General features: G+C 42.6%; 19 protein-coding genes and 2 riboswitches. Of the genes, 12 read left to right on the top strand and 7 right to left on the bottom strand.

Translation table 11 applies throughout. The features are described 5' to 3' along the window. Positions 1 to 56: 56 nt before the first annotated feature. A complete protein-coding gene (locus CVV77_RS05635) occupies positions 57 to 2,459 on the bottom strand; it encodes an EAL domain-containing protein (RefSeq protein WP_142397308.1) in 2,403 nt (800 codons plus the stop codon). Between the two features lie 197 nt (positions 2,460 to 2,656). Between CVV77_RS05635 and CVV77_RS05630 the strand changes: the two genes are divergently transcribed. From CVV77_RS05630 to CVV77_RS05615, 4 genes are all read left to right on the top strand, one after another. After that, positions 2,657 to 3,310, top strand: coding sequence for a DedA family protein (locus tag CVV77_RS05630; protein WP_080010784.1), 654 nt, complete (start codon positions 2,657 to 2,659; stop codon positions 3,308 to 3,310). Positions 3,311 to 3,569: 259 nt separating this feature from the next. Continuing rightward, entirely contained in the window at positions 3,570 to 4,364 is a 795-nt protein-coding gene (locus tag CVV77_RS05625) for a TerC family protein (protein ID WP_003239012.1), read from the top strand. A 264-nt stretch (positions 4,365 to 4,628) separates the two neighbouring features. Beyond that, entirely contained in the window at positions 4,629 to 5,384 is a 756-nt protein-coding gene (gene sigI, locus CVV77_RS05620; protein WP_003239011.1) for an RNA polymerase sigma factor SigI, read from the top strand. Continuing rightward, positions 5,381 to 6,532: an anti-sigma factor domain-containing protein gene (locus tag CVV77_RS05615; protein ID WP_100274811.1), complete on the top strand. Its 1,152-nt coding sequence runs from the start codon at positions 5,381 to 5,383 to the stop codon at positions 6,530 to 6,532. Before sigI ends, CVV77_RS05615 begins: the two co-directional genes overlap by 4 nt. Positions 6,533 to 6,542: 10 nt before the next feature. Here CVV77_RS05615 and sspD read toward each other — a convergent pair whose 3' ends face one another. Then, positions 6,543 to 6,737 (bottom strand): acid-soluble spore protein SspD, encoded by a 195-nt coding sequence (gene sspD / locus CVV77_RS05610; RefSeq protein ID WP_003218568.1) that lies wholly within the window; start codon positions 6,735 to 6,737, stop codon positions 6,543 to 6,545. Between the two features lie 121 nt (positions 6,738 to 6,858). Then, a complete protein-coding gene (gene htpK, locus CVV77_RS05605; protein WP_003239009.1) occupies positions 6,859 to 7,560 on the bottom strand; it encodes a transcriptional regulator HtpK in 702 nt (233 codons plus the stop codon). Positions 7,561 to 7,728: 168 nt separating this feature from the next. On the opposite strand from htpK, the gene htpX reads away from it, so the two are divergent. The 4 genes from htpX (at position 7,729) to CVV77_RS05585 (ending at position 10,623) form a co-directional block, all read left to right on the top strand. Continuing rightward, a complete protein-coding gene (gene htpX, locus CVV77_RS05600) occupies positions 7,729 to 8,625 on the top strand; it encodes a protease HtpX (RefSeq protein ID WP_019258224.1) in 897 nt (298 codons plus the stop codon). A gap of 163 nt (positions 8,626 to 8,788) precedes the next feature. Beyond that, on the top strand, positions 8,789 to 10,138 hold the full coding sequence (ktrD, locus tag CVV77_RS05595) for a Ktr system potassium transporter KtrD (protein WP_003239007.1): 1,350 nt from the start codon (positions 8,789 to 8,791) through the stop codon (positions 10,136 to 10,138). 156 nt (positions 10,139 to 10,294) lie between these two features. Then, entirely contained in the window at positions 10,295 to 10,450 is a 156-nt protein-coding gene (locus CVV77_RS05590; protein WP_003232510.1) for a hypothetical protein, read from the top strand. A gap of 2 nt (positions 10,451 to 10,452) precedes the next feature. Further along, the gene (locus CVV77_RS05585) at positions 10,453 to 10,623 is read left to right on the top strand and encodes a hypothetical protein (RefSeq protein ID WP_003239006.1); all 171 of its coding nucleotides are present in this window, start codon (positions 10,453 to 10,455) and stop codon (positions 10,621 to 10,623) included. Positions 10,624 to 10,665: 42 nt separating this feature from the next. On the opposite strand, the gene CVV77_RS05580 is transcribed toward CVV77_RS05585, so the two are convergent. Continuing rightward, positions 10,666 to 11,688 (bottom strand): acyltransferase family protein, encoded by a 1,023-nt coding sequence (locus CVV77_RS05580; RefSeq protein WP_060398489.1) that lies wholly within the window; start codon positions 11,686 to 11,688, stop codon positions 10,666 to 10,668. 252 nt (positions 11,689 to 11,940) lie between these two features. Here CVV77_RS05580 and kinE point away from each other — a divergent pair, with 252 nt between their 5' ends. From kinE to CVV77_RS21960, 3 genes are all read left to right on the top strand, one after another. Then, complete coding sequence (gene kinE / locus CVV77_RS05575; RefSeq protein ID WP_100274810.1) at positions 11,941 to 14,157, top strand: sporulation two-component system sensor histidine kinase KinE; 2,217 nt, start codon at positions 11,941 to 11,943, stop codon at positions 14,155 to 14,157. Further along, on the top strand, positions 14,154 to 14,651 hold the full coding sequence (locus CVV77_RS05570) for a methylated-DNA--[protein]-cysteine S-methyltransferase (RefSeq protein ID WP_100274809.1): 498 nt from the start codon (positions 14,154 to 14,156) through the stop codon (positions 14,649 to 14,651). The genes kinE and CVV77_RS05570 overlap by 4 nt, the downstream gene beginning before the upstream one ends. 89 nt (positions 14,652 to 14,740) lie before the next feature. Further along, positions 14,741 to 14,866 (top strand): hypothetical protein, encoded by a 126-nt coding sequence (locus CVV77_RS21960; protein WP_003239001.1) that lies wholly within the window; start codon positions 14,741 to 14,743, stop codon positions 14,864 to 14,866. 33 nt (positions 14,867 to 14,899) lie between these two features. Here the strand turns inward: CVV77_RS21960 and mtnA are convergent, their stop codons facing one another. The 3 genes from mtnA to CVV77_RS05555 all read right to left on the bottom strand — a co-directional run bounded on the left by mtnA (position 14,900) and on the right by CVV77_RS05555 (position 18,286). After that, complete coding sequence (mtnA, locus tag CVV77_RS05565; protein ID WP_100274808.1) at positions 14,900 to 15,961, bottom strand: S-methyl-5-thioribose-1-phosphate isomerase; 1,062 nt, start codon at positions 15,959 to 15,961, stop codon at positions 14,900 to 14,902. 7 nt (positions 15,962 to 15,968) lie between these two features. Then, positions 15,969 to 17,162: an S-methyl-5-thioribose kinase gene (mtnK, locus tag CVV77_RS05560; RefSeq protein ID WP_142397309.1), complete on the bottom strand. Its 1,194-nt coding sequence runs from the start codon at positions 17,160 to 17,162 to the stop codon at positions 15,969 to 15,971. Positions 17,163 to 17,267: 105 nt separating this feature from the next. Continuing rightward, positions 17,268 to 17,423: riboswitch (SAM riboswitch) on the bottom strand. A gap of 83 nt (positions 17,424 to 17,506) precedes the next feature. Next, positions 17,507 to 18,286, bottom strand: a complete 780-nt coding sequence (locus tag CVV77_RS05555) for a carbon-nitrogen family hydrolase (RefSeq protein WP_100274807.1) — start codon at positions 18,284 to 18,286, stop codon at positions 17,507 to 17,509. 94 nt (positions 18,287 to 18,380) lie between these two features. On the opposite strand from CVV77_RS05555, the gene mtnE reads away from it, so the two are divergent. Continuing rightward, the gene (gene mtnE, locus CVV77_RS05550) at positions 18,381 to 19,574 is read left to right on the top strand and encodes a methionine-glutamine aminotransferase (protein ID WP_100274806.1); all 1,194 of its coding nucleotides are present in this window, start codon (positions 18,381 to 18,383) and stop codon (positions 19,572 to 19,574) included. Positions 19,575 to 19,615: 41 nt separating this feature from the next. After that, positions 19,616 to 19,716, top strand: a riboswitch (SAM riboswitch). Positions 19,717 to 19,791: the final 75 nt, after the last annotated feature.

Raw genomic sequence — 19,791 nt, 5'->3', positions numbered from 1 at the left:
GAGGAGGAGTATGATTCATGTGTAGCAACTTATGGGTAAAAAAACAGCCGGCACTGTTATTGCGGCGGCTGTTCGAGAATTAATTGTTCGAGTTGTTCCGGCGGTATCGGCCTGCTGAAATAGAAGCCCTGTAAATGGTCACAGCCTTTTTCGTAAAGAAGCTGTTTTTGAGCTGAATTTTCCACGCCTTCAGCAATCACCTGCAAAGACAGCTGATGGCCCATGGCAATAATAGCCCCGGTAATTTGCTCTGATTTCGGATGGGTTTGAATATCATCGATAAACGATTTGTCGATTTTCAGCCTGTGAATCGGAAAATCCTTCAAATAGCTAAGAGAACTGTGCCCCGTTCCGAAATCGTCAATACTGATTCTGATTCCTAATTCCGTTAAAGACGACAAAACCTTTTTGGAGTGATCGAGATTGTCCATTGTCATGCTTTCTGTCACTTCAACTTCAAGAAGCTGCGGAGGAAGCTGGTATTTCATTAGCGTGTCCTTGATCAGGGGAATCAGATCTTCGGATTGAAACTGTCTGGCGGAAATATTAATAGCGACAGAAAGATCAAAGCCTTTGTCATACCAAGCCCTTGCCTGCTTGCAGGCTTCATCTATTATCCACTTTCCGATATCAATAATGAGACCCGTCTCTTCAGCAACACCGATGAATTCTCCGGGCGGACACAGCTGCCCATCGGGGGTGACGAGGCGTATTAGTGCTTCGGCACCCGTCATTTTTTGGTTTTTTGTACTGAATTGAGGCTGATAATGCAAGACAAATCGATTGTTTTCTATGGCTTCTCTGAGCACCATCTCTTGGTTAAGCTTGACGGTTTCTTTGTTGCCGATTGAAAAAGAATAGTATCTGTATTTGCTTTTGTTTCGTTCTTTAGCGGCATACATCGCCATATCTGCTTTTTTCATCAATTCAAGGCCGTCCGTCCCGTCTTTCGGTGATATCGCAATCCCGATACTGACAGATGTGACAAGCGTGTGATCCTGGATTTTAAATGGCTTTTTGAATTTTTGGATAATTTTTCTTGCTAAAACATCTGCTTCTCCTGTTCTGGTATTGGCGTCCGTCAATATAATAATAAATTCATCTCCACCAAGGCGGGCGATAAATCCATTATCAGGGACAACAGAAGACAGACGTCTAGCTGCCAGCTGAAGCAGCTGATCGCCGATATTATGTCCTAGTGCATCGTTGATCACTTTAAAGCGGTTTAAGTCCAGAAAGAATACAACGGTGTTATAATTCAAGGTATACTCGCGCTTCAGCACCTCTGTTAAGTGCGAGATGGCGTGCCGTCTGTTGGGTAAATCTGTTAGCGAATCGTAATGAGCCATTCTATGGATTTCTTTTTCTGCTCTATACTGCTTTGTCATGTCCTTGCAGATAACATAAATGCTGTCCAGCTCTTGATTGACCTCAACGGGTATGAGCGTAATATTTAAGTGGAACTGGCCTTTTTCAGTAGTAAGGTCGCTATCACTGTTAATGGCTTGTTTCTCTTTTTTGACTTGCTCAAAAAGGCGCTTAATCTTCTGCGATGTATAGTTTCTCCAATCGTGCATGCTAAATCCAAATTTGCTGACCATGTCCTCACCAGCATGATTGGATGATATAATCTCTCCTTCTAATGACAAAATAAAAATGGCATCAATATTGTGAATGATTAAAGACTGAAACCTCTGTTCGTTATCTTTTATGCGTTCGCTCTGTTTAATAAACTTTCGGTCGGCATGGGAACTGAATAATAATAGCGTTTGTATACAGAAAATGAGTAACGTAACAAAAATCGACCAATGAAACGTATGGACCTCCATATGGCTTCCGGGCGGTGCCATGTCCATGTGGAAAGTCGCTGCAAGCATCCCCGTATAGTGCATGCCTGAAATCCCTATCCCCATTACAATCGAACTGATGACTTTATAGAACATAAGATGATCAGAATGTTTTTTTACAGCCAAATCAAAGAATATTTTTAACGAGACGAAAGATGCTACAATTGCAATAATTATTGAAACTGTAAAAAGAATCGGTTCGTACATAATCATTACCTGGGAAATGGAAGACATTCCGATATAGTGCATAGATGCAATAGATGCGCCAAGCACTACTGATCCGGTAAGCAGTCTGTAATATGTAAGAATGTGCCGGCTGACAAAATATAATGATACAAATGATCCAGAAACAGCTGCGCCAATGGATGCCATTAAAGGCATGAATTCATATTGCATCGGCATCTCCATATGGACGGCCATCATCCCGACAAAATGCATTGCCCAAATACCGAATCCCATAATAAGTGAGCCGCTGATCAGCCAAACTTTGCTTTTTAAACCTGTATTGATGGTGACTTTCCTTGACAGTTCAAGGGAAGTGTACGATGCGGCACAGGCAATTAGAATAGATAAACATATGAGTGTTGTATTATACGTTACGTGTATTTCCAAATGGAGATTCCCCCCGTGTGTTCCAGTCTAGTTGACTCTCCTTAATATCGGCTGCTTAACCGCAGAGTTTCAGCCTTTAAGACTATAGAAATTGAAAGAAATACATGTGAGATTTATTTTTAGTTCAGCTGACCGTGAAAAATGTGTTAAAATCATGTTGACGTTTTCCGAAAAAACAAAATGTATTTTACATAAATATGGACAAAGGGGAAGTGATGGATATCGAAGAGCTGATTATGTCTTGGATAGAAGCATTTAAAAGCTTATCTTATTTTGGAATATTTCTAGCGCTCTGTATTGAGTTTATCCCTGCTGAAATCGTCCTGCCGCTTGCGGGTTATTGGGTATCTAAAGGTGATATGACGCTTGCCGGCGCCGTTTTGGCGGGGTCGCTTGGGGGAGTGGCCGGCCCGCTCACGCTGTATTGGATAGGGCGATACGGAGGGAGGCCGTTTCTTGAGCGTTTTGGGAAGTATCTCTTTATTAAACCTGAGGCTCTCGATAAGTCGGATGAATTTTTTAAAAAGCATGGGGGCTTTGTAGCCTTCAGCGGCCGTTTCTTGCCAGGCATCCGCACATTGATCTCCATACCGTGCGGAATTGCAAAAATGAACGTTTGGGTGTTTTCGCTTTATACGTTCATCGCCATGGTCCCGATAACATTTGTATATGTTTATCTCGGTGTGAAGCTCGGTGAAAATTGGAAGGAAGTCGGCTCTATTCTCGATCAATATATGCTTCCGATCGGGATAGCGATTTTAGCGCTGTTCGTGTTTTACTTGCTGTTGAAAAAGAGGAAAAAACGCACGCACTCCGAACATTTATCTGTATTTTTAAAAAATAAACGTTGACAAATAATCGCGCTGCGCATATCATTGACGTATAATATCATATTTCTTGAAATCCCAAAGGGGAGTAGCGTCCGGAATGCTTTCCGGAAACAAAGTCGTCATTTCATGGATTGTTATATCCATCGGCTTTGTTGGCATGCCTGAATTCATGTCTAGCAAGACCTTTGCCTTATGTCGGCAAAGGTCTTTTTTGCATGGTCCGGCCGGCATAAGATCGGATGAAGAGAAAGAAAACAACTTTTTTGGGAGGGTATCATTTATGGATGCAGCATTATTATTAGAGTATGGTTGGGTTCTTCTCGTCTTGATCGGGCTGGAAGGCATTTTAGCCGCCGATAACGCGTTGGTTATGGCGGTAATGGTAAAACATTTGCCGGAGGAAAAAAGAAAAAAGGCTTTATTTTACGGATTGGCAGGGGCTTTTGTTCTGCGGTTTGGCTCTTTATTCGCGATTTCTTTTTTGGTCAACGTATGGCAGGTTCAAGCGATTGGCGCGATCTACTTACTGTATATCTCAGCAAGCCATCTATTGAAAAGGTATGTATTTAAGAAAGAAGACACGCATAAAGAGACGAAACAAAGCGGTTTTTGGCCGACAGTTTTAAAAGTTGAACTGGCTGATATCGCGTTTGCGGTTGATTCCATCTTAGCGGCAGTAGCGCTGGCGGTTACGCTTCCTGGAACATCGCTTCCGAAGATCGGCGGACTTGACGGAGGACAATTCATCGTCATTTTGGCCGGAGGTATCATCGGCCTGGTGATTATGCGGTTTGCGGCTTCAATGTTTGTTAAATTATTAAAGGAACGTCCAAGCCTAGAAACAGCAGCCTTTGTGATTGTCGGCTGGGTCGGAGTGAAGCTTGCTTTATATACACTTGCTCATCAAGATATAGCGGTTGTTTCCGAGCACTTTATCCATTCTGGAACATGGAAGTTGATATTCTGGGGTGTATTAGCGGCAATCGCGGTTTGCGGCTGGTTCATGTCAGGTGCAAAAAAACAGCCGGAGGGCGCACAAATCGAACAAAAAAACAGCAGCCGGGAAAGGGCGTAATCTTAAAGACTCTGCTTGAAAAGCAGAGTCTTTTCATGTTTAAAACGTTTTCATGGGCGAAATAAAATAACATTTTTATAACAGCTTTGTTACAAAAAACACTGTTAAAACCCCCTTAATTCTCTAGAAAGGCACGAAATCATGTATAGTACGTCAGAATGGTTTGTCATAATTGAGACATTGGAAATTAATATTTCTTTTTCTCCTTTGCGAATCCCTATCAAATTAGCTATCATTAATGAGTAGTTATAGGGAGGAACTGAGGTGAAACCAGTGCTTAGCCTTTTGTTTAAATTGGGAAAAAAGAAGCAAACGCTTGAAAAAACTGTTGAAAGTATACAAAAAGGCAATAAAGATCTGCAAAATGAATTAATACAGCAATATAAGCCATTTATCGCAAAGACGGTTTCATCCGTTTGTAAACGATATATAGATGAAAAAGACGATGAGTTCAGCATCGGACTGATCGCGTTTAATGAAGCTATTGAAAAATACTCACCTGAAAAAGGCAATTCTCTGCTCGCATTTGCTGAGCTTATTATAAAAAGAAAAGTCATTGATTACATCAGAAAAGAAGCTAGAAGCGCACAAAATATAAACATCGATTTACAGGAAGGAGACGATCAGGAGTCATCACAAAGCCTGATTGAAGCCGAGCTTTCCATTGATGAATACCGCCGTCAGATTGAACAGGAGCAGAGGCGGGAGGAAATTCTCTATTTTCAGAAGCAGCTCAAAGATTATGGTTTATCGTTTAAGGAGCTGCTTGAAAACTCTCCAAAGCATGCGGACGCAAGGCAAAACGCCATAAAGGTGGCGATTACCCTCGTTGAACATGAAGAATTGGCCGCTATCTTGTATACAAAGAAACAGCTTCCGGTGAAACAGCTCGAACAGCTTGTCTCTGTAAGCCGAAAAACGATTGAGAGAAACAGAAAATATATTATTGCGATGTGTATTATCATTACGGGTGATTATATTTATTTAAAAGATTATCTTAAAGGGGTGCTGCACTCATGAGAAGAGGGATTATAGTAGAGAAAAATAGAGAATTCGTCACGTTGCTGACCCCTGACGGACAATTTTTAAAAGCCAAAAATGATCGCCATAGCTATGAAATCGGAGAAGAAATCATGCTTCCGAGTGAGTCACGCATGGGCAGAAGGGCCAGCTTTTTTGATTTTTTAAAACTGCGCCCTTTCAAAATGGGGATTTTTACGATGACTGCTATTATGCTTTTTATTTTTATAGTTCTCCCCGTTTTTTCTAATAATAAGGCCTATGCGTATATGACAATTGATATCAATCCAAGCTTCGAAATGGCGTTAAACAGCGATTACGAAGTGATTGAACTGACGCCTCTGAACGATGAGGGGAAGAAGGTCGTGAATGATATAGATGATTGGGAGAAGACTGATTTTAAAAAGGTGATTGACGATATTATAACCGACTGCAGTGAGCACGGATATGTAAAGGAATCGAAAGAAATATTGATTTCCACTGTTTATGAAAATACGGAAGATAATACATATAAAACCGCTGTGAAAAAGCAGCTGAATGATGTGACGGAAAAATATAAAACGACATACCGCATGGAATCTCTCGAGTCAGATATGCAAACGAGGGAAAAAGCGAAGAAGGAAGGCGTTTCAACAGGCAGCTACATCAAATCAAATGAAAAGAATAATCATAAAGATTCAAAAGAAGACTCCAGCAAACCATCTGGGGAAGAAGATCAAAAGAGTGCCGGAAATGAGGATGAAACCATCGATCAAACAGACGGCGAGGACAGCAAGCAAGGAGATAATGAACAGCTGGATGATACGGATTCCGGTGAACAGATAGAAGACACAACGGATGACCAGACTGATGATAGTGACAAAGATAAAGATAAAGATGTAAAGGAATCAGATGAAAACACAAATGCTGAAAAAGATGGGGATCATGAGCAAACCCCAATTCAAGATCCTCAAGATAAAGGAAATGAGGAAAATAGCGCTGAAAAGGGCCAAAGCCAGTATCACAGGGACTGGAATAACGGTGACAAAGGAAAGAATCGTTCTTCGTCCGGCGGGAATAATGCTTCTGACCGCCGTAATCCAAACGGCTACAGCAGTAATAATAATTCAGCTCAAACTGAAGATTCGCCGAGTGACCCCGGCGAATAATGACCTGAATTTATTTAGTTGTGCCATTTAATTGTGATTGTGCTTGCTGTACCAGACGCTTTGTCATTTCCCCGCCTACAGAGCCGTTGGCGCGTGCGACTGTATCAGAACCAAGGTTCACACCGAATTCTTGAGCCACTTCGAGTTTAAATTGGTCTAGTGCCTGCTCCACCCCTGGAACAACGAGTTTATTTCTGCTCGCCATCTTTTTCATCTCCTTTTTCTTTAAAGAAATTCTTAACGCGTATTTAGTTTGAAATGTACGGGGTTTATTTATGCTGGCAATTGTTGTGGAGAATAAGAAAACCCCGGCCTTTAGCCGGGGACTATAGAATGTCAGCTGTCATTTTATGTGCGGTTGCCTGAATATGGAACGTCAAAATGGAGAGTACTGTAATAGCGATGATCTGTCTGATTTTAAGCCATTGGCTGTCATTCAGTTCTTCAAAACGGTGGCGAAGACGATTTGTCTCCTGTTCGACGATCTCCTGCAGATTGGATTCTTTCATAGAAGGCGTGTCTTGGTGATAAATGGCATCAAGCACATATGCACAGCTTTCATAATAATCAATCGGGCTGATGACATCATCGGATCTGTCTGAGATGGTGTTAAAGGCCACTTTTAAAATAGCCCGTATGTGTTCAAAGTCATAAATGGATTTTAAATCACGTACAATTAAAAGAATGACTGCCTGTTCAACTGAATATTTTTTGCCCAGTTCAGGATGTCCGATCAGATCTTTGATATCACGCTTTACCCAGTTTTGGATCGCGGTTGACTTTAACGAAGTCAGCTCGCATAAGTTGCCAAGTTCTACGATTTCGTTTGTAGAGAGACCGTATTCTTTTTTCTGTTTTTTTCGTTCGTATCTTGTAAGAAATTCAGGAATTTCAAGATGATTGGCTGCATTGTCTGCTGACATGTTCGCTGATTGGACGAGAATGTCGAGCGGGCTTATTTCTCCTTGTCCTTTTAGGGAATAGAGCAGCCGCACCATATCGGTTCGAGTGAGTTTAAAAATGTTCATTGTTCACCTCTTCAAAACAATTTGACGCGGATATAAGTTTATGTATGAATTCAAAATTAAAGCGTCATCAATACATTAACATCATACGTCTAATTACTTGCATTTTCAAACGGTTGTTTTATAATTAAATATACAGGTTCTTTTGATCTTAAAATAACGGAGGTTATTATGGCGAAAAGAATTTTTCTGTTTATTTTAACGAATATTTTGGTGCTTACAACAATCGGGATCGTTTTGTCTGTTTTAAGCTCTGTTACTGGAGTCGGAACGTACTTTACAGCTGATGGCGGCATCGATCCAATGGCGCTCCTTGTGTTCAGTTTAGTCGTTGGTTTTGTCGGTTCCTTTACGTCTCTTGCGATGTCCAGATGGATGGCAAAGACGATGATGGGTGTCAGAGTGCTGAACCCGAACAAGCACACACTCAGTTATGAGGAACAGCAATTGGTTGATCGCGTACACCGATTAAGCCGCTCTGCCGGTTTAACGAAAATGCCGGAGGTCGGAATTTACCGTTCACCTGAAGTGAACGCGTTTGCGACTGGACCGTCAAAACGCCGTTCCCTTGTGGCAGTGTCGTCAGGGCTGCTGGAGCAAATGGATGATGCCGCTGTTGAAGGTGTGCTTGCACACGAGGTCGCGCATATCGCTAATGGTGATATGGTGACAATGACGCTTTTACAAGGTATCGTCAATACCTTTGTCGTCTTTTTATCGCGTATCGCAGCATGGATTGCGAGCCGTTTTGTCAAAGAAGATCTTGCGCCGATCGTTCATTTTATTGCAATGATTGTCTTTCAGATTGTCTTTTCCATTCTCGGCAGCTTGGTTGTGTTTGCGTACTCACGCCATCGTGAATTCCATGCTGACAGGGGAGGAGCGGATCTTGCCGGCAAGGATAAGATGATTCATGCGCTCCGGACGCTTAAGAGCTATTCTTCACGCATTATAGAAGACGATCAGACAGCTGTCCAAACATTAAAGATTAATGGCAAGAAGCGATCTTCGCTTTTCTCTACTCACCCTGATTTAGATGAGCGAATCAGACGGTTAGAAGCGAAATAACAACATTCCTCTGAGACAATCCTCAGAGGTTTTTTTTGTTCCTTTGACTAAAACGATAAAAAATGAAGCAAGTTAAGAAAATGTTTCGTAAAAGCCTTTAAAAATGGACCTAATATCTTTAGAATAATTACCGTATCTAAAAAGAGAGGCAGAAGGATTTTACATGAAATTTAAGCTTGGAAAATTGATACAGGCACTATCTCCAGCCCAGCTGATTGCATTATATTATTTTCTTGCAGTAACTGTGGCCGTTATATTGCTGAGTCTGCCGGCGGCCCATAAACCGGGGGCGGACTGGACGTTTATTGATGCGCTGTTTACGGCTGTCAGTTCAGTCAGCGTGACGGGGCTGACGGTAGTTGATACAGCTGACACATTCAGCACAATAGGTATTTTTATATTGGCATTTGTTCTGCAATTTGGCGGAATCGGGATTATGACGCTCGGAACGTTTATTTGGCTGATCATGGGAAAACGAATCGGGCTGAAAGAACGTAAATTGATTATGGTTGACCAAAACCAATCCCAGTTTTCAGGGATTGTCAATCTCATGAAGCAGGTTCTTTTTCTGATCTTGTGGATTGAATTTTTTGGCGGGCTCATACTCGGCACCTATTTCTTAACCTACTATGATTCCTATCAGGAAGCTTATTTACACGGATTTTTTGCCAGTATCAGCGCAACTACAAATGGCGGATTTGATATTACCGGCAGTTCCATGATTCCATTCCGCCACGATTATTTTGTGCAGTTTATTACAATGCTTTTAATTGTATTTGGAGCAATTGGATTTCCTGTGCTTGTCGAAGTAAAGGATTTCTTGTTTTCAAAGCATCGGAGATACCCGTTTACACTTTTTACGAAAATCACGACCATTACGTTCGGCTCACTCGTCTTGTTTGGAGCCATCGGCATTTATATCCTGGAAGCAAACCACGCGTTTGCGGGAAAGTCATGGCATGACATTTTGTTTCTGTCCCTGTTTCAATCAACGGCAACCCGAAGCGGGGGGCTGGCAACCATTGATATCAGCCAATTATCAGATGCTACAATATTTTTTGTTTGCGCGCTGATGTTTATCGGAGCGTCGCCAAGCTCAGTCGGGGGAGGCATACGGACAACGACTTTCGCTCTGAACCTTCTTGCGCTGTTTCATTTTGCCCGCGGCAATAAAGCGGTAAAGGTATTCAAGCGGGAGCTACACCCTGCAGATCTCATGAAGTCGCTTGTTGTCACGATGATGGCAATCCTGCTCGTTTTTGGCGCGACACTTATCCTGACCATCACAGAAAAGCATTCTCTGCCGGAGCTGTTGTTTGAAGTGTGTTCGGCATTCGGCACAACGGGACTGTCGCTTGGCATTACTGCTGATTTGAGCAACGTTGGAAAATGCGTCATTATGATTGTGATGTTTATCGGGCGAATCGGCATCCTGACCTTCCTGTACCTGATCGGAAGAAAGGAAATCGAAGCGAATTATCATTATCCGAAGGAAAGAGTGATTATCGGATAGAAAAAACACCGCATGTTTTGCGGTGTTTTTTTGATTGCCAAAAAAAAGATGTGTGACGCCGTTTCAGTTGGAGAACCTAACATCAACAGGTGCAGCTTAAGGATCTTGCATCTTTAATGAAAATAAAATATCTGAAAACTGGCGAGGAGGATTCGTATGAAGCGCAAAGCTGAAGTGAATGAAGCCATTAAAAATAACAATACACCTACCGAGAGCATGGACCCAAATTCATATAAGACACAGTATCATGACGACCCGAATTTTAGGGGTGCAAACCGCAATTCCAAACAGGGTCAGCAAGGAGGCATGTGATTTTGAAGAAAAACCGTCATAGCAAAGATATGCAAAATCATAAAAAGCCTATGAATAAGAAGGTGCTGGAGGAAGAATTCTCAAGTGAATTTGGGGATTACAATGCCGGAAAAATCATCGAAACGCTAGAAGTCACAAAGCCTAAAAAGAAAAAAGAGAAAAAACAAAAATAAAAAAAGACCTCTTAGGCGATGTTCCGCTTAAGAGGTGCTTTTCTATTTTAAATAAGCATTTTTGCTGCTTCCCCTGACGAATTGCAATAAGCTGGTCATTCTCAGCTCAATGAAGGGCTGAGCAACTGTCTTAACAAAATTGCTGGAGAGAACGGACGTAAGGGCAGCGGTTAAAAGTAATAGAATGACTAAGTTCTGATAGTCAGTAAGCTGATCCTCAAGACCGACCTGCCGCAGCGTTTTAATTATAAACCCATGGAGCAGATAGACGTAAAAGGTCCGCGTGCCCCATTTTGTAAAGAAATAGCGTTTTTGCGGAACGAGCGCTAAAAAGCTGAAAGTAGATGCGAAGGCGAGTACATACCAGCCGATCCTGATCAGGCCGCTAGCCAGGGTAACGTCTCCAAATGAAGAATACGGTTTAGAGCCGAACAGAAAAGAATAGTCAAAATCAATGCCCCAGCAGATGACGAATACGGCGGCAAGCACCCCGGTCGCAATTTGTTTGCCTCGTTTTGATCTCAGTAAATCAAAATGATGTTTATTTAAATAAAACCCGACAAGGAACATCGGTAAGAATACAAATGTCCGCGACAAGCTCAGCGTGCTGCTGACAAAGTCAAGATAGCCGATCAGCACGGCAATTCCGCAGCTGACAAACAGCGCCCACAGCTTAGAAAGCTTTGAAAAAGGATAAAGCAGCAGATTCCAAAAGAATAAGCTGACGAGAAACCATAACGACCATTGCGGATCAATCGGGTTCACATTTGCCATGCTTTCGTCTTGCATAATGTAATAAAAGACGGAATAAATGATTTGGAAAATCAAATACGGAATAATCAGCTTGACCGCCAGCTTTTTCACATATCCCGCGCGTTTAAAGCCTTTCGCGAAATATCCGGATACGAGAATAAAGGCAGGCATGTGGAATGTGTAAATGAACTTGTAGAGGTAGAGCATAAAGTTGTTATCATTAATAAAAGATCGAAGAATATGACCGAATACAACAAGGAATATCAATAAGAATTTTGCATTATCAAAATAACTGTCCCGCGATTTACTCATAGCATCACCTTCTCTTTAATCAGTCACTAAGAGATTATTCCCTGTTGGTATATATTTTAAAATAAAAGATGAAAAAGGAATCTAAAAAACCGCTGATTGTTAGGACGATGTAAAGTGGCGGTAAGGATCGTAGAAAATGTCTTCGTTATGTAACCGCGCTGAAATTTTCTGAAATTTATAGGGCAAATGAAGGAAGTTCCCGCATTTTGTAGAAATATTGAGGGATAGGTTTTGATGAAGGAGTGTACACGTATGGAAACTCTTGGTGTCCAGACAAATTCAGAGCTGCGGGAAGAACTGAAGCGTCTCAAAGAAGAAAATGTCCAGCTGAAAAAGGAATTGAATCAGCATCAAGTGATTGTCAACAATACGCTCGATGCTATTTTTATATGTGATAATGAAATGCGGATCGTTCAGGCGAATGAAGCGACAGAGAGGATGCTTCAAGTTGATTCGGAAGATTTGAAAAAGCGTTCCGTTTTGGATTTTTTGTTTTCAATCCCAAAGGATGAACTGGATTTTGCCGTAAAGAAGTTTTTTAAGAAAGGTTTCCTGTGGAAGGAGGTTCCGATCAGGCTTGATAGCGGGGCGACAAAATACATAGAGTTTCTGGCCAAAAGAGGGATAGGCGAGGATTTCTTTTTTGTTGTCATGAGAGACATATCTTCCAAGAAGATTCTGGAGCGGGAATTCTCTATGAATGAACAGCTTTTTAAGGACTTGTTTGACAGAGCTGTTGACGGAATCGTTCTGTTTGATAAAGATGGCGGTTTTATTGATGCCAATTTGTCCTTTTGTAAAAGCTTTGAAATCAATCAAAATGAGCTGTCTCATTTATCGTTGTATGAATTCATAGACAGCGGCTCACGCAAAGATTTAGACAATATCTGGAAGACGCTCAACCGTAAGGGAAAAGCGAAGGGGGAGCTGCCCGTCAAGCTTCGTTCAGGAGTCCAAAAGCTATTTGAATTCACGATTACTTCAAACATCATCAGCGGTTTTTATATGTCCATTATGAGGGATATTACAGAGAAGCGGTCTATGGAGCTGCAGCTCTTTAAAAGTGAAGAGCGATTTAGAGAAATATTTGAAAATGCGATGGACGCCATCATCATCTGGTCGAATGACGGAAGAATTGTGAAGGCGAATCAATCAGCCTGTAAAATCTTTGAGCTGCCGATGAATTTGCTGTTGAAAAGAAGGCTGTGTGATTTTCTCGTTGACTCGCAGCAGAAATACAGCATAACAAAGAGGAAATACGCAAAATACGGAGAGATCAGAGAAGAGCTGTTGTTTCAAATGGGGAACGGGCAGTTCAAAGAACTCGAATTTACTTCAAAGCGGACAATACTTGAAAACCAGCACTTGACGATTTTAAGAAACGTCAGCGACAGAAAGCGGATGGAAAAGGAGCTTCGGGAAAGTGAGCTGAAATTCAGAAAAGTGTTCAACGGCTCAATGGACGGCAATGTATTGTTCGACAATCAATACCGAATCATCGACGCCAACCCGTTAGCAAGCAACATTTTAGGCCTGTCACATGAAGAGATTAAACAGCACAGCCTATTAGATATTATTTCTTCATATGAAATAGAAAACCTTGCTTCGCCGGCAAGGCAGATTAATTTTGATGAAATGGACAACGAAATCCCGTTTTTGTTGAGCAGCAATGACAACAGAAAACTGGAATTCTCATTTAAACGAAATATTATTCAAAATATGAACCTGGCTATCTTTAAAGACGTAACGGAGCGAAAAGAACTGGAGGAACGCCTGCGCAAGTCAGATACCCTTCATGTTGTCGGCGAACTCGCTGCAGGCATCGCTCATGAAATCAGAAATCCGATGACAGCTCTTAAAGGCTTCATTCAGCTTCTGAAAGGAAGTGTGGAGGGAGATTACGCCCTTTACTTCAACGTGATCACCTCAGAACTAAAGCGCATCGAATCCATCATCACCGAATTCTTGATTTTAGCCAAGCCCCAGGCCATTATGTATGAAGAAAAACATGTTACCCAAATTATGAGAGACACCATAGACCTTCTCAACGCGCAAGCCAATCTCAGCAACGTGCAAATGCATCTTGATCTAATTGGCGACATCCCACCGATCTACTGTGAACCGAATCAGCTGAAACAAGTATTTATCAATATATTAAAAAATGCCATCGAAGTGATGCCTGACGGCGGAAACATTTTTGTGACGATAAGGACATTGGATCAAGATCATGTTCTCATCTCCTTAAAAGACGAGGGAATCGGAATGACAGAAGATAAATTAAAGCGCCTTGGTGAACCGTTTTATACGACAAAGGAACGGGGAACTGGACTTGGGCTTATGGTAAGCTATAAAATTATTGAAGAGCATCAAGGCGAAATCATGGTAGAAAGTGAAGAAGGGAAGGGCACCGTTTTCCATCTTACGCTTCCCGTCAGACAGAATGCTGAAGAAAGAAGGATTGATGAATGAACTATTATACGACAGCGGAAACGCCGCTCGGGGAACTTATAATTGCCGAGGAGGATGGACGTATCACCCGTCTATTTCTCAGTCAGGAAGATTGGATGGATTGGAAAGAAAGCGTTCAGAATACAGAGCACATGGAAACACCTTATCTGGCAGAGGCCAAAAAACAGCTTCATGAATATTTCGCCGGCGAAAGAAAGAGATTCTCACTGCCGCTCAGCCAAAAGGGCACTCCTTTTCAGCAAAAAGTGTGGGAAGCGCTGGCGATGATACCATACGGAGAATCCCGAAGCTATGCTGACATCGCCGCTGCGGTCGGTAGTCCGAAAGCGGTGCGCGCAGTCGGACAGGCTAATAAACGAAACGACCTGCCGATTTTTGTCCCATGCCACAGAGTGATCGGCAAAAACAGTGCGTTAACAGGGTACGCTGGGAGCAAAACTGATATCAAAGCATTTTTGCTGAACATCGAGCAAATCTCCTACAAAGAAAAATAAAACATATGGCACGTTCCCTTTTTTTACGGCCGACATATCATTTTATTAAGTTAAAAAAGTTGGTCTGATGAAAAAGGAGGACAAAGCAATTGAAGCCGAGCCGCTCTGAGAAAATTGCCGTTTTTGCCAAACTGTTTGTGAAACTGCATATCTTATCAAGCGCTCAAAAAGATGAAATCATCAATATGAATAAAAACAAACAAAAAAACCGCTGACTCGGCCCAAAATGAGCAAAGTGCAGCGGTTTTTTAGTGAACCTTTTCGCCTCTGAACAGCTGTTCAATTTCTTCTTCATACGAACCGGTCATAATCCCTTTTTCTGTGATGATTCCTGAAATGAGATCATGGGGCGTAATGTCAAAAGCGGGATTAAAGACAGGCACGTCGGTTGGTGCGGTCCGGACTCCGGAAATCTGCCTTACTTCCTCGGAATCCCGTTCCTCTATCGGGATATCAGCGCCGCTTTTCACTTTCGTATCAAATGTAGATAATGGTGCGGCGACAAAAAACGGAATATCAAAGGCGTTTGCTAAAATCGCGAGACCGTATGTTCCGATTTTATTTGCCGTATCACCGTTCTTTGCAATTCGATCAGCTCCGACGATGACAGCGGAAATTTGTTTTTCCTTCATCGTATGGGCGGCCATGCTGTCTGTGATTAGAGTGACATCAATGCCTCCCTGCATCAGCTCCCACGCAGTAAGGCGTGAACCTTGAAGGACAGGTCTTGTTTCACAAGCATAAATATGCAATCCCAAATCCTTTTGTTTGGCTAAGTAAAATGGAGCGAGTGCCGTTCCATAACGGCTTGTCGCGATAGAGCCGGCATTGCAGATCGTCATAATCCGGTCGCCTTTTTTGAAAAGCTGCAGGGCGTTTTGGCCGATCATTCGGCACGTTTCCTCATCTTCGACCTGAATCTGAATCGCTTCATGGACAAGGTTTGTTTTTGCTTCATTTACGGAAATGGCGTTTTCGATCGAATGACTCAGTCTCTCAAGCGCCCATGATAAATTAATGGCGGTAGGCCGTGAGCTGTTTAAATACTGTTTGATGTCATCCAGTCTGCGGCGGAATACCGTGACATCATCTGTTTCGATGTCTTTTGCAGCAAGCGCAAGGCCGAAGGCAGCTGTAATGCCGATGGCCGGAGCGCCTCTTACTTTGAGCGTGACAATGGCGTCAAATACATCCTCTTTCGTCGTCAGCTCCAGATATTCCGTCACATCAGGAAGCTTTTGCTGATTTAAAATGGTAATGGCTGTTTCTTTCCATTCAACAGAACGCGGAACAGCAAATGAATGGGTCATGAATGGATCATTCCTTTACAAGTAACTTAAATAATTCAATAACATCTGTTATCGTTTTGAATTCCGAACGTTTTTCGATAAAAGCTGTGCCGGTTTCGAGTGCCAGCCGTTTTCTGCCGATTCGTTTATCAAACGGCACGATCGTATCCAGATCAGCCACATGCGCAAGACCGATCGCGCGGCGTATCAGCTCGCAGCCCGCAAACCCGATCGCCTCTTCAAAAATATGACGAAGCGTATCAGTAAGGTAACCGTCGATTTTGGCGTAAACATCCAGACTGTCCTTCTCCCAGGCTACACTAAACGTCTCTTTAAACGTTTCCCAGACCTGCTTGACATGTTCATATAACGGCTCTCTGTCAGCCCCGTCACGGCCGAGTGCGTTCAAGAATAAGTTGGCAATAAATTGGCCTACATCAAAGCCGATCGGTCCGTAAAAAGCAAATTCAGGATCAATCACCTTTGTTTCATGTTCGCTGGCGAAAATGCTTCCTGTATGCAAATCACCATGAATCAATGTTTCTGCAGATGTTAAAAACGACTTTTTCAGCTTAGCGGCTTCGATTTTGACGTTGTCATTATTCCATAGCTTCTCGACAAAAGGACGAAGCTCTTCTTCAAAGTCATTTGTGTCATGGTCAAAGAAAGGATCTGTAAAGACAAGTCTTTCCGTTATGTCGCACAGCTCAGGATTTGTAAATTGTTTAACAAGCTGTTTTTTCACCTTGGGTTCAAGCGCGTAATCTGATGAATAGAAAAGTGTTTTTCCTAAAAATTCACCGATGTGCTGTGACAGGTGCGGATAATGTTCCCCCTCAATGAGTCCTTTTCTTGCGATTTTCAGGTGAGAAAGATCCTCCATGACGGTAACCGCCATTTCTGTATCTGAATAAAACACTCTTGGAACCAGATGAGGGACATGCTCACCCTGGCGTATGAGAGCACTGCTTTCGATTCTTGCACGATCGATTGTCAGCGGCCAGCTTTCTCCGACCACTTTTGCATAAGGAACTGCCTGTTTAATGATCAATGCTCTGTCATGTTCTTGATCATAAATATGAAAAACGTAATTTAAATTGCCGTCGCCGATCTCCTGGCATGTCAGCGTGCTTTTGCTTGGAAATAAGCCAAGCTTCACCGCAAGTGCCACAGCGGAGCTTTCATTTAACGTTTCGTATAAAGGTGTTTTTGTGACTGCCATTGTCATAACCTCCAATTATGTAATCTCTTTGATATGTTTGCAGCTGAATGGCCGTAAAAAAGCCTCCTTCTCAGAGAGAAGGAGGCTTAACATCTATGTCCGCCTCTCTTATCTCTCAGATCAGATCTGAAGGAATTAGCACCGTGCCTTAAGAGACGAGTGTCTCGGCGCGAAAAAGATGCGCCCCATTTCACAATGGAATTACGGTCGGTTGCTGTTGGGGTCAAAAGGCCAAATCCCTCGCCCAACTCTCGATAAGAGAATATATTCACTTGTTAAACAATTCTAATTTATCAGTTGATGAACATAGTAACAGGTGTTTTATTAAGTTGTCAATATATTTTTTAATATAAATCTTTTCTGATATCATCGAAAACAGGAATGCTCTCCCGCACTTCAACGCTTTCCTGAAGGTCGATTTCCGCACGTACTATGCCTTCTTCCAGGCCGCCTTCAGCAAGTATACGCCCCCATGGATCAATAATCAGGCTATGCCCGGCAAATTCATTATCTGGATTTGAACCGGTACAATTGCAGGCAGCGACAAAGCATTGATTCTCAATGGCCCGCGCAATAAGCAGGCTTTTCCAATGATCAAGGCGGGGAAGGGGCCATTCCGCAGAAATAAACAGCACGTTGGCTCCTTTTGTCGTATGTTTTCTGATCCACTCCGGAAAACGGATATCGTAACAGATCAGTCCTGAGCTTTTGACGCCATCTAGCTCAAAGTAGCCGTCTTCGGAACCGGCTGATAAATACACATGCTCATCCATCAGCTGAAAAAGATGGGCTTTTCTGTACTCTTTAATGATTTGTCCTTCCTTATCCGCGATGTACATTGTATTATAAACATCAGAATCCTTTCTGACAGCGACCGATCCTGCGACAATATGAACGCCATGTTTCTTTGCCGTTTTCTTCAGCCAGTTCTGAGCAGAACGCCCGTCTTCATCAGCGAGCTCATCAAGGTTGGCCAGGTCATATCCGGTCGTCCATAATTCAGGAAGAACAAGAACATCAGCATGTTTACTTTCTTTTTCGATTAAAAATTCAGCCTTTTTTATATTTTCCGAAGGTTTACCGTATGAAATATCAAATTGAAGACAAGATATCGTCCATTTCATCTTTTTAACACCCCAAATTTTTCTTTACTTTTTTCATTTAACCATATATGATGATGGACTATTATTTCAAGAATTTTTTAGAAGGTGAGAATAGATGAAATTTGAACAGTCTCATGTATTGAAGGAATTGCCTAAACAATTCTTTGCTTCTCTGGTGCAGAAAGTGAACCGAAAGCTCGCAGAAGGACACGACGTCATTAACCTCGGACAGGGAAATCCGGATCAGCCGACTCCGGAACATATCGTTGAGGAAATGAAACGAGCCGTTGCTGATCCAGAAAATCATAAATATTCGTCTTTTCGCGGCTCATACAGTCTGAAGTCGGCAGCGGCAGCATTTTATAAAAGAGAATACGGCATTGATCTTGATCCTGAAACTGAAGTCGCTGTATTATTCGGCGGGAAAGCCGGTCTGGTCGAGCTCCCGCAATGCTTGCTGAATTCTGGTGATACGATTTTAGTTCCGGACCCGGGCTATCCTGATTATTGGTCAGGTGTCACACTCGCGAAAGCGAAGATGGAAATGATGCCGCTCGTAAAGGACAGGGCGTTTCTTCCTGATTACAGCAGCATCGCCGCTGAAGTGAGGGATCAGGCGAAATTGATGTATTTAAATTATCCGAATAATCCGACCGGAGCTGTTGCTACCTCTGAATTTTTTGAAGAAACCGTGAGTTTTGCGAAAGAAAACGGTATCTGTGTTGTTCACGATTTTGCTTACGGCGCTGTAGGGTTTGACGGCTGCAAGCCTTTAAGCTTTTTGCAGACTGAAGGTGCGAAGGATATCGGGATTGAAATTTACACGCTGTCAAAAACGTATAATATGGCAGGGTGGCGGGTCGGCTTTGCCGTCGGAAACGCTTCGGTCATTGAAGCGATTAATCTTTATCAAGACCATATGTTTGTCAGCCTTTTCAGAGCGACTCAGGAAGCTGCAGCGGCGGCACTGTTAGCTGATCAGGCATGTGTGGCGGAGCAAAATGCCCGATATGAAAGCAGGCGAAACGCTTGGATCACGGCATGTCGGGAAATCGGCTGGGATGTGACAGCTCCGGCAGGTTCATTTTTTGCATGGCTGCCTGTGCCTGAAGGCTATACTTCCGAGCAGTTCTCAGACCTTTTGCTGGAAAAAGCGAATGTGGCGGTTGCAGCTGGAAACGGCTTTGGTGCATATGGTGAGGGCTACGTCAGAGTCGGACTGCTGACAAGTGAAGAAAGACTCAAGGAAGCCGCTTATCGAATTGGGAAACTGAACCTGTTTACCCAAAAAAGCATTGACAAGATCTGATAACGATGGGATAATTCAAAATAATTTATAAAATCTATATTTTCTTATCAAGAGCAGGCAGAGGGACGAGCCCGATGAAGCCCGGCAACCGACTTGTAAAGCACGGTGCTAATTCTTGCAGCTGGCGGCTGAGAGATAAGATTCGGACGAGAAACGAAACCTCTTTAGACGCGATTGCTGTTTGAAGAGGTTTTTTTATATGGATGAAAATGAAAGG

Origin of the sequence: Bacillus sp. SN1 (assembly GCF_002796895.1) — a bacterium.
In the GTDB taxonomy this organism is placed as follows: Bacteria; Bacillota; Bacilli; order Bacillales; family Bacillaceae; genus Bacillus; species Bacillus inaquosorum.
Note: the sequence above shows the minus strand (reverse complement) of the source record. Positions and strands in the feature narration are given on the sequence as shown.

Excerpts from the sequence above, each read along its gene's own strand:
- CVV77_RS05630 (WP_080010784.1), top strand. The coding sequence starts at position 2,657 with ATGGACAAAGGGGAAGTGATGGATATCGAAGAGCTGATTATGTCTTGG.
- CVV77_RS05625 (WP_003239012.1), top strand. The coding sequence starts at position 3,570 with ATGGATGCAGCATTATTATTAGAGTATGGTTGGGTTCTTCTCGTCTTG.
- CVV77_RS05615 (WP_100274811.1), top strand. The coding sequence starts at position 5,381 with ATGAGAAGAGGGATTATAGTAGAGAAAAATAGAGAATTCGTCACGTTG.
- sspD (WP_003218568.1), bottom strand. The coding sequence starts at position 6,737 with ATGGCGAGCAGAAATAAACTCGTTGTTCCAGGGGTGGAGCAGGCACTA.
- htpK (WP_003239009.1), bottom strand. The coding sequence starts at position 7,560 with ATGAACATTTTTAAACTCACTCGAACCGATATGGTGCGGCTGCTCTAT.
- htpX (WP_019258224.1), top strand. The coding sequence starts at position 7,729 with ATGGCGAAAAGAATTTTTCTGTTTATTTTAACGAATATTTTGGTGCTT.
- ktrD (WP_003239007.1), top strand. The coding sequence starts at position 8,789 with ATGAAATTTAAGCTTGGAAAATTGATACAGGCACTATCTCCAGCCCAG.
- CVV77_RS05590 (WP_003232510.1), top strand. The coding sequence starts at position 10,295 with ATGAAGCGCAAAGCTGAAGTGAATGAAGCCATTAAAAATAACAATACA.
- CVV77_RS05580 (WP_060398489.1), bottom strand. The coding sequence starts at position 11,688 with ATGAGTAAATCGCGGGACAGTTATTTTGATAATGCAAAATTCTTATTG.
- kinE (WP_100274810.1), top strand. The coding sequence starts at position 11,941 with ATGGAAACTCTTGGTGTCCAGACAAATTCAGAGCTGCGGGAAGAACTG.
- CVV77_RS05570 (WP_100274809.1), top strand. The coding sequence starts at position 14,154 with ATGAACTATTATACGACAGCGGAAACGCCGCTCGGGGAACTTATAATT.
- mtnA (WP_100274808.1), bottom strand. The coding sequence starts at position 15,961 with ATGACCCATTCATTTGCTGTTCCGCGTTCTGTTGAATGGAAAGAAACA.
- mtnK (WP_142397309.1), bottom strand. The coding sequence starts at position 17,162 with ATGGCAGTCACAAAAACACCTTTATACGAAACGTTAAATGAAAGCTCC.
- CVV77_RS05555 (WP_100274807.1), bottom strand. The coding sequence starts at position 18,286 with ATGAAATGGACGATATCTTGTCTTCAATTTGATATTTCATACGGTAAA.
- mtnE (WP_100274806.1), top strand. The coding sequence starts at position 18,381 with ATGAAATTTGAACAGTCTCATGTATTGAAGGAATTGCCTAAACAATTC.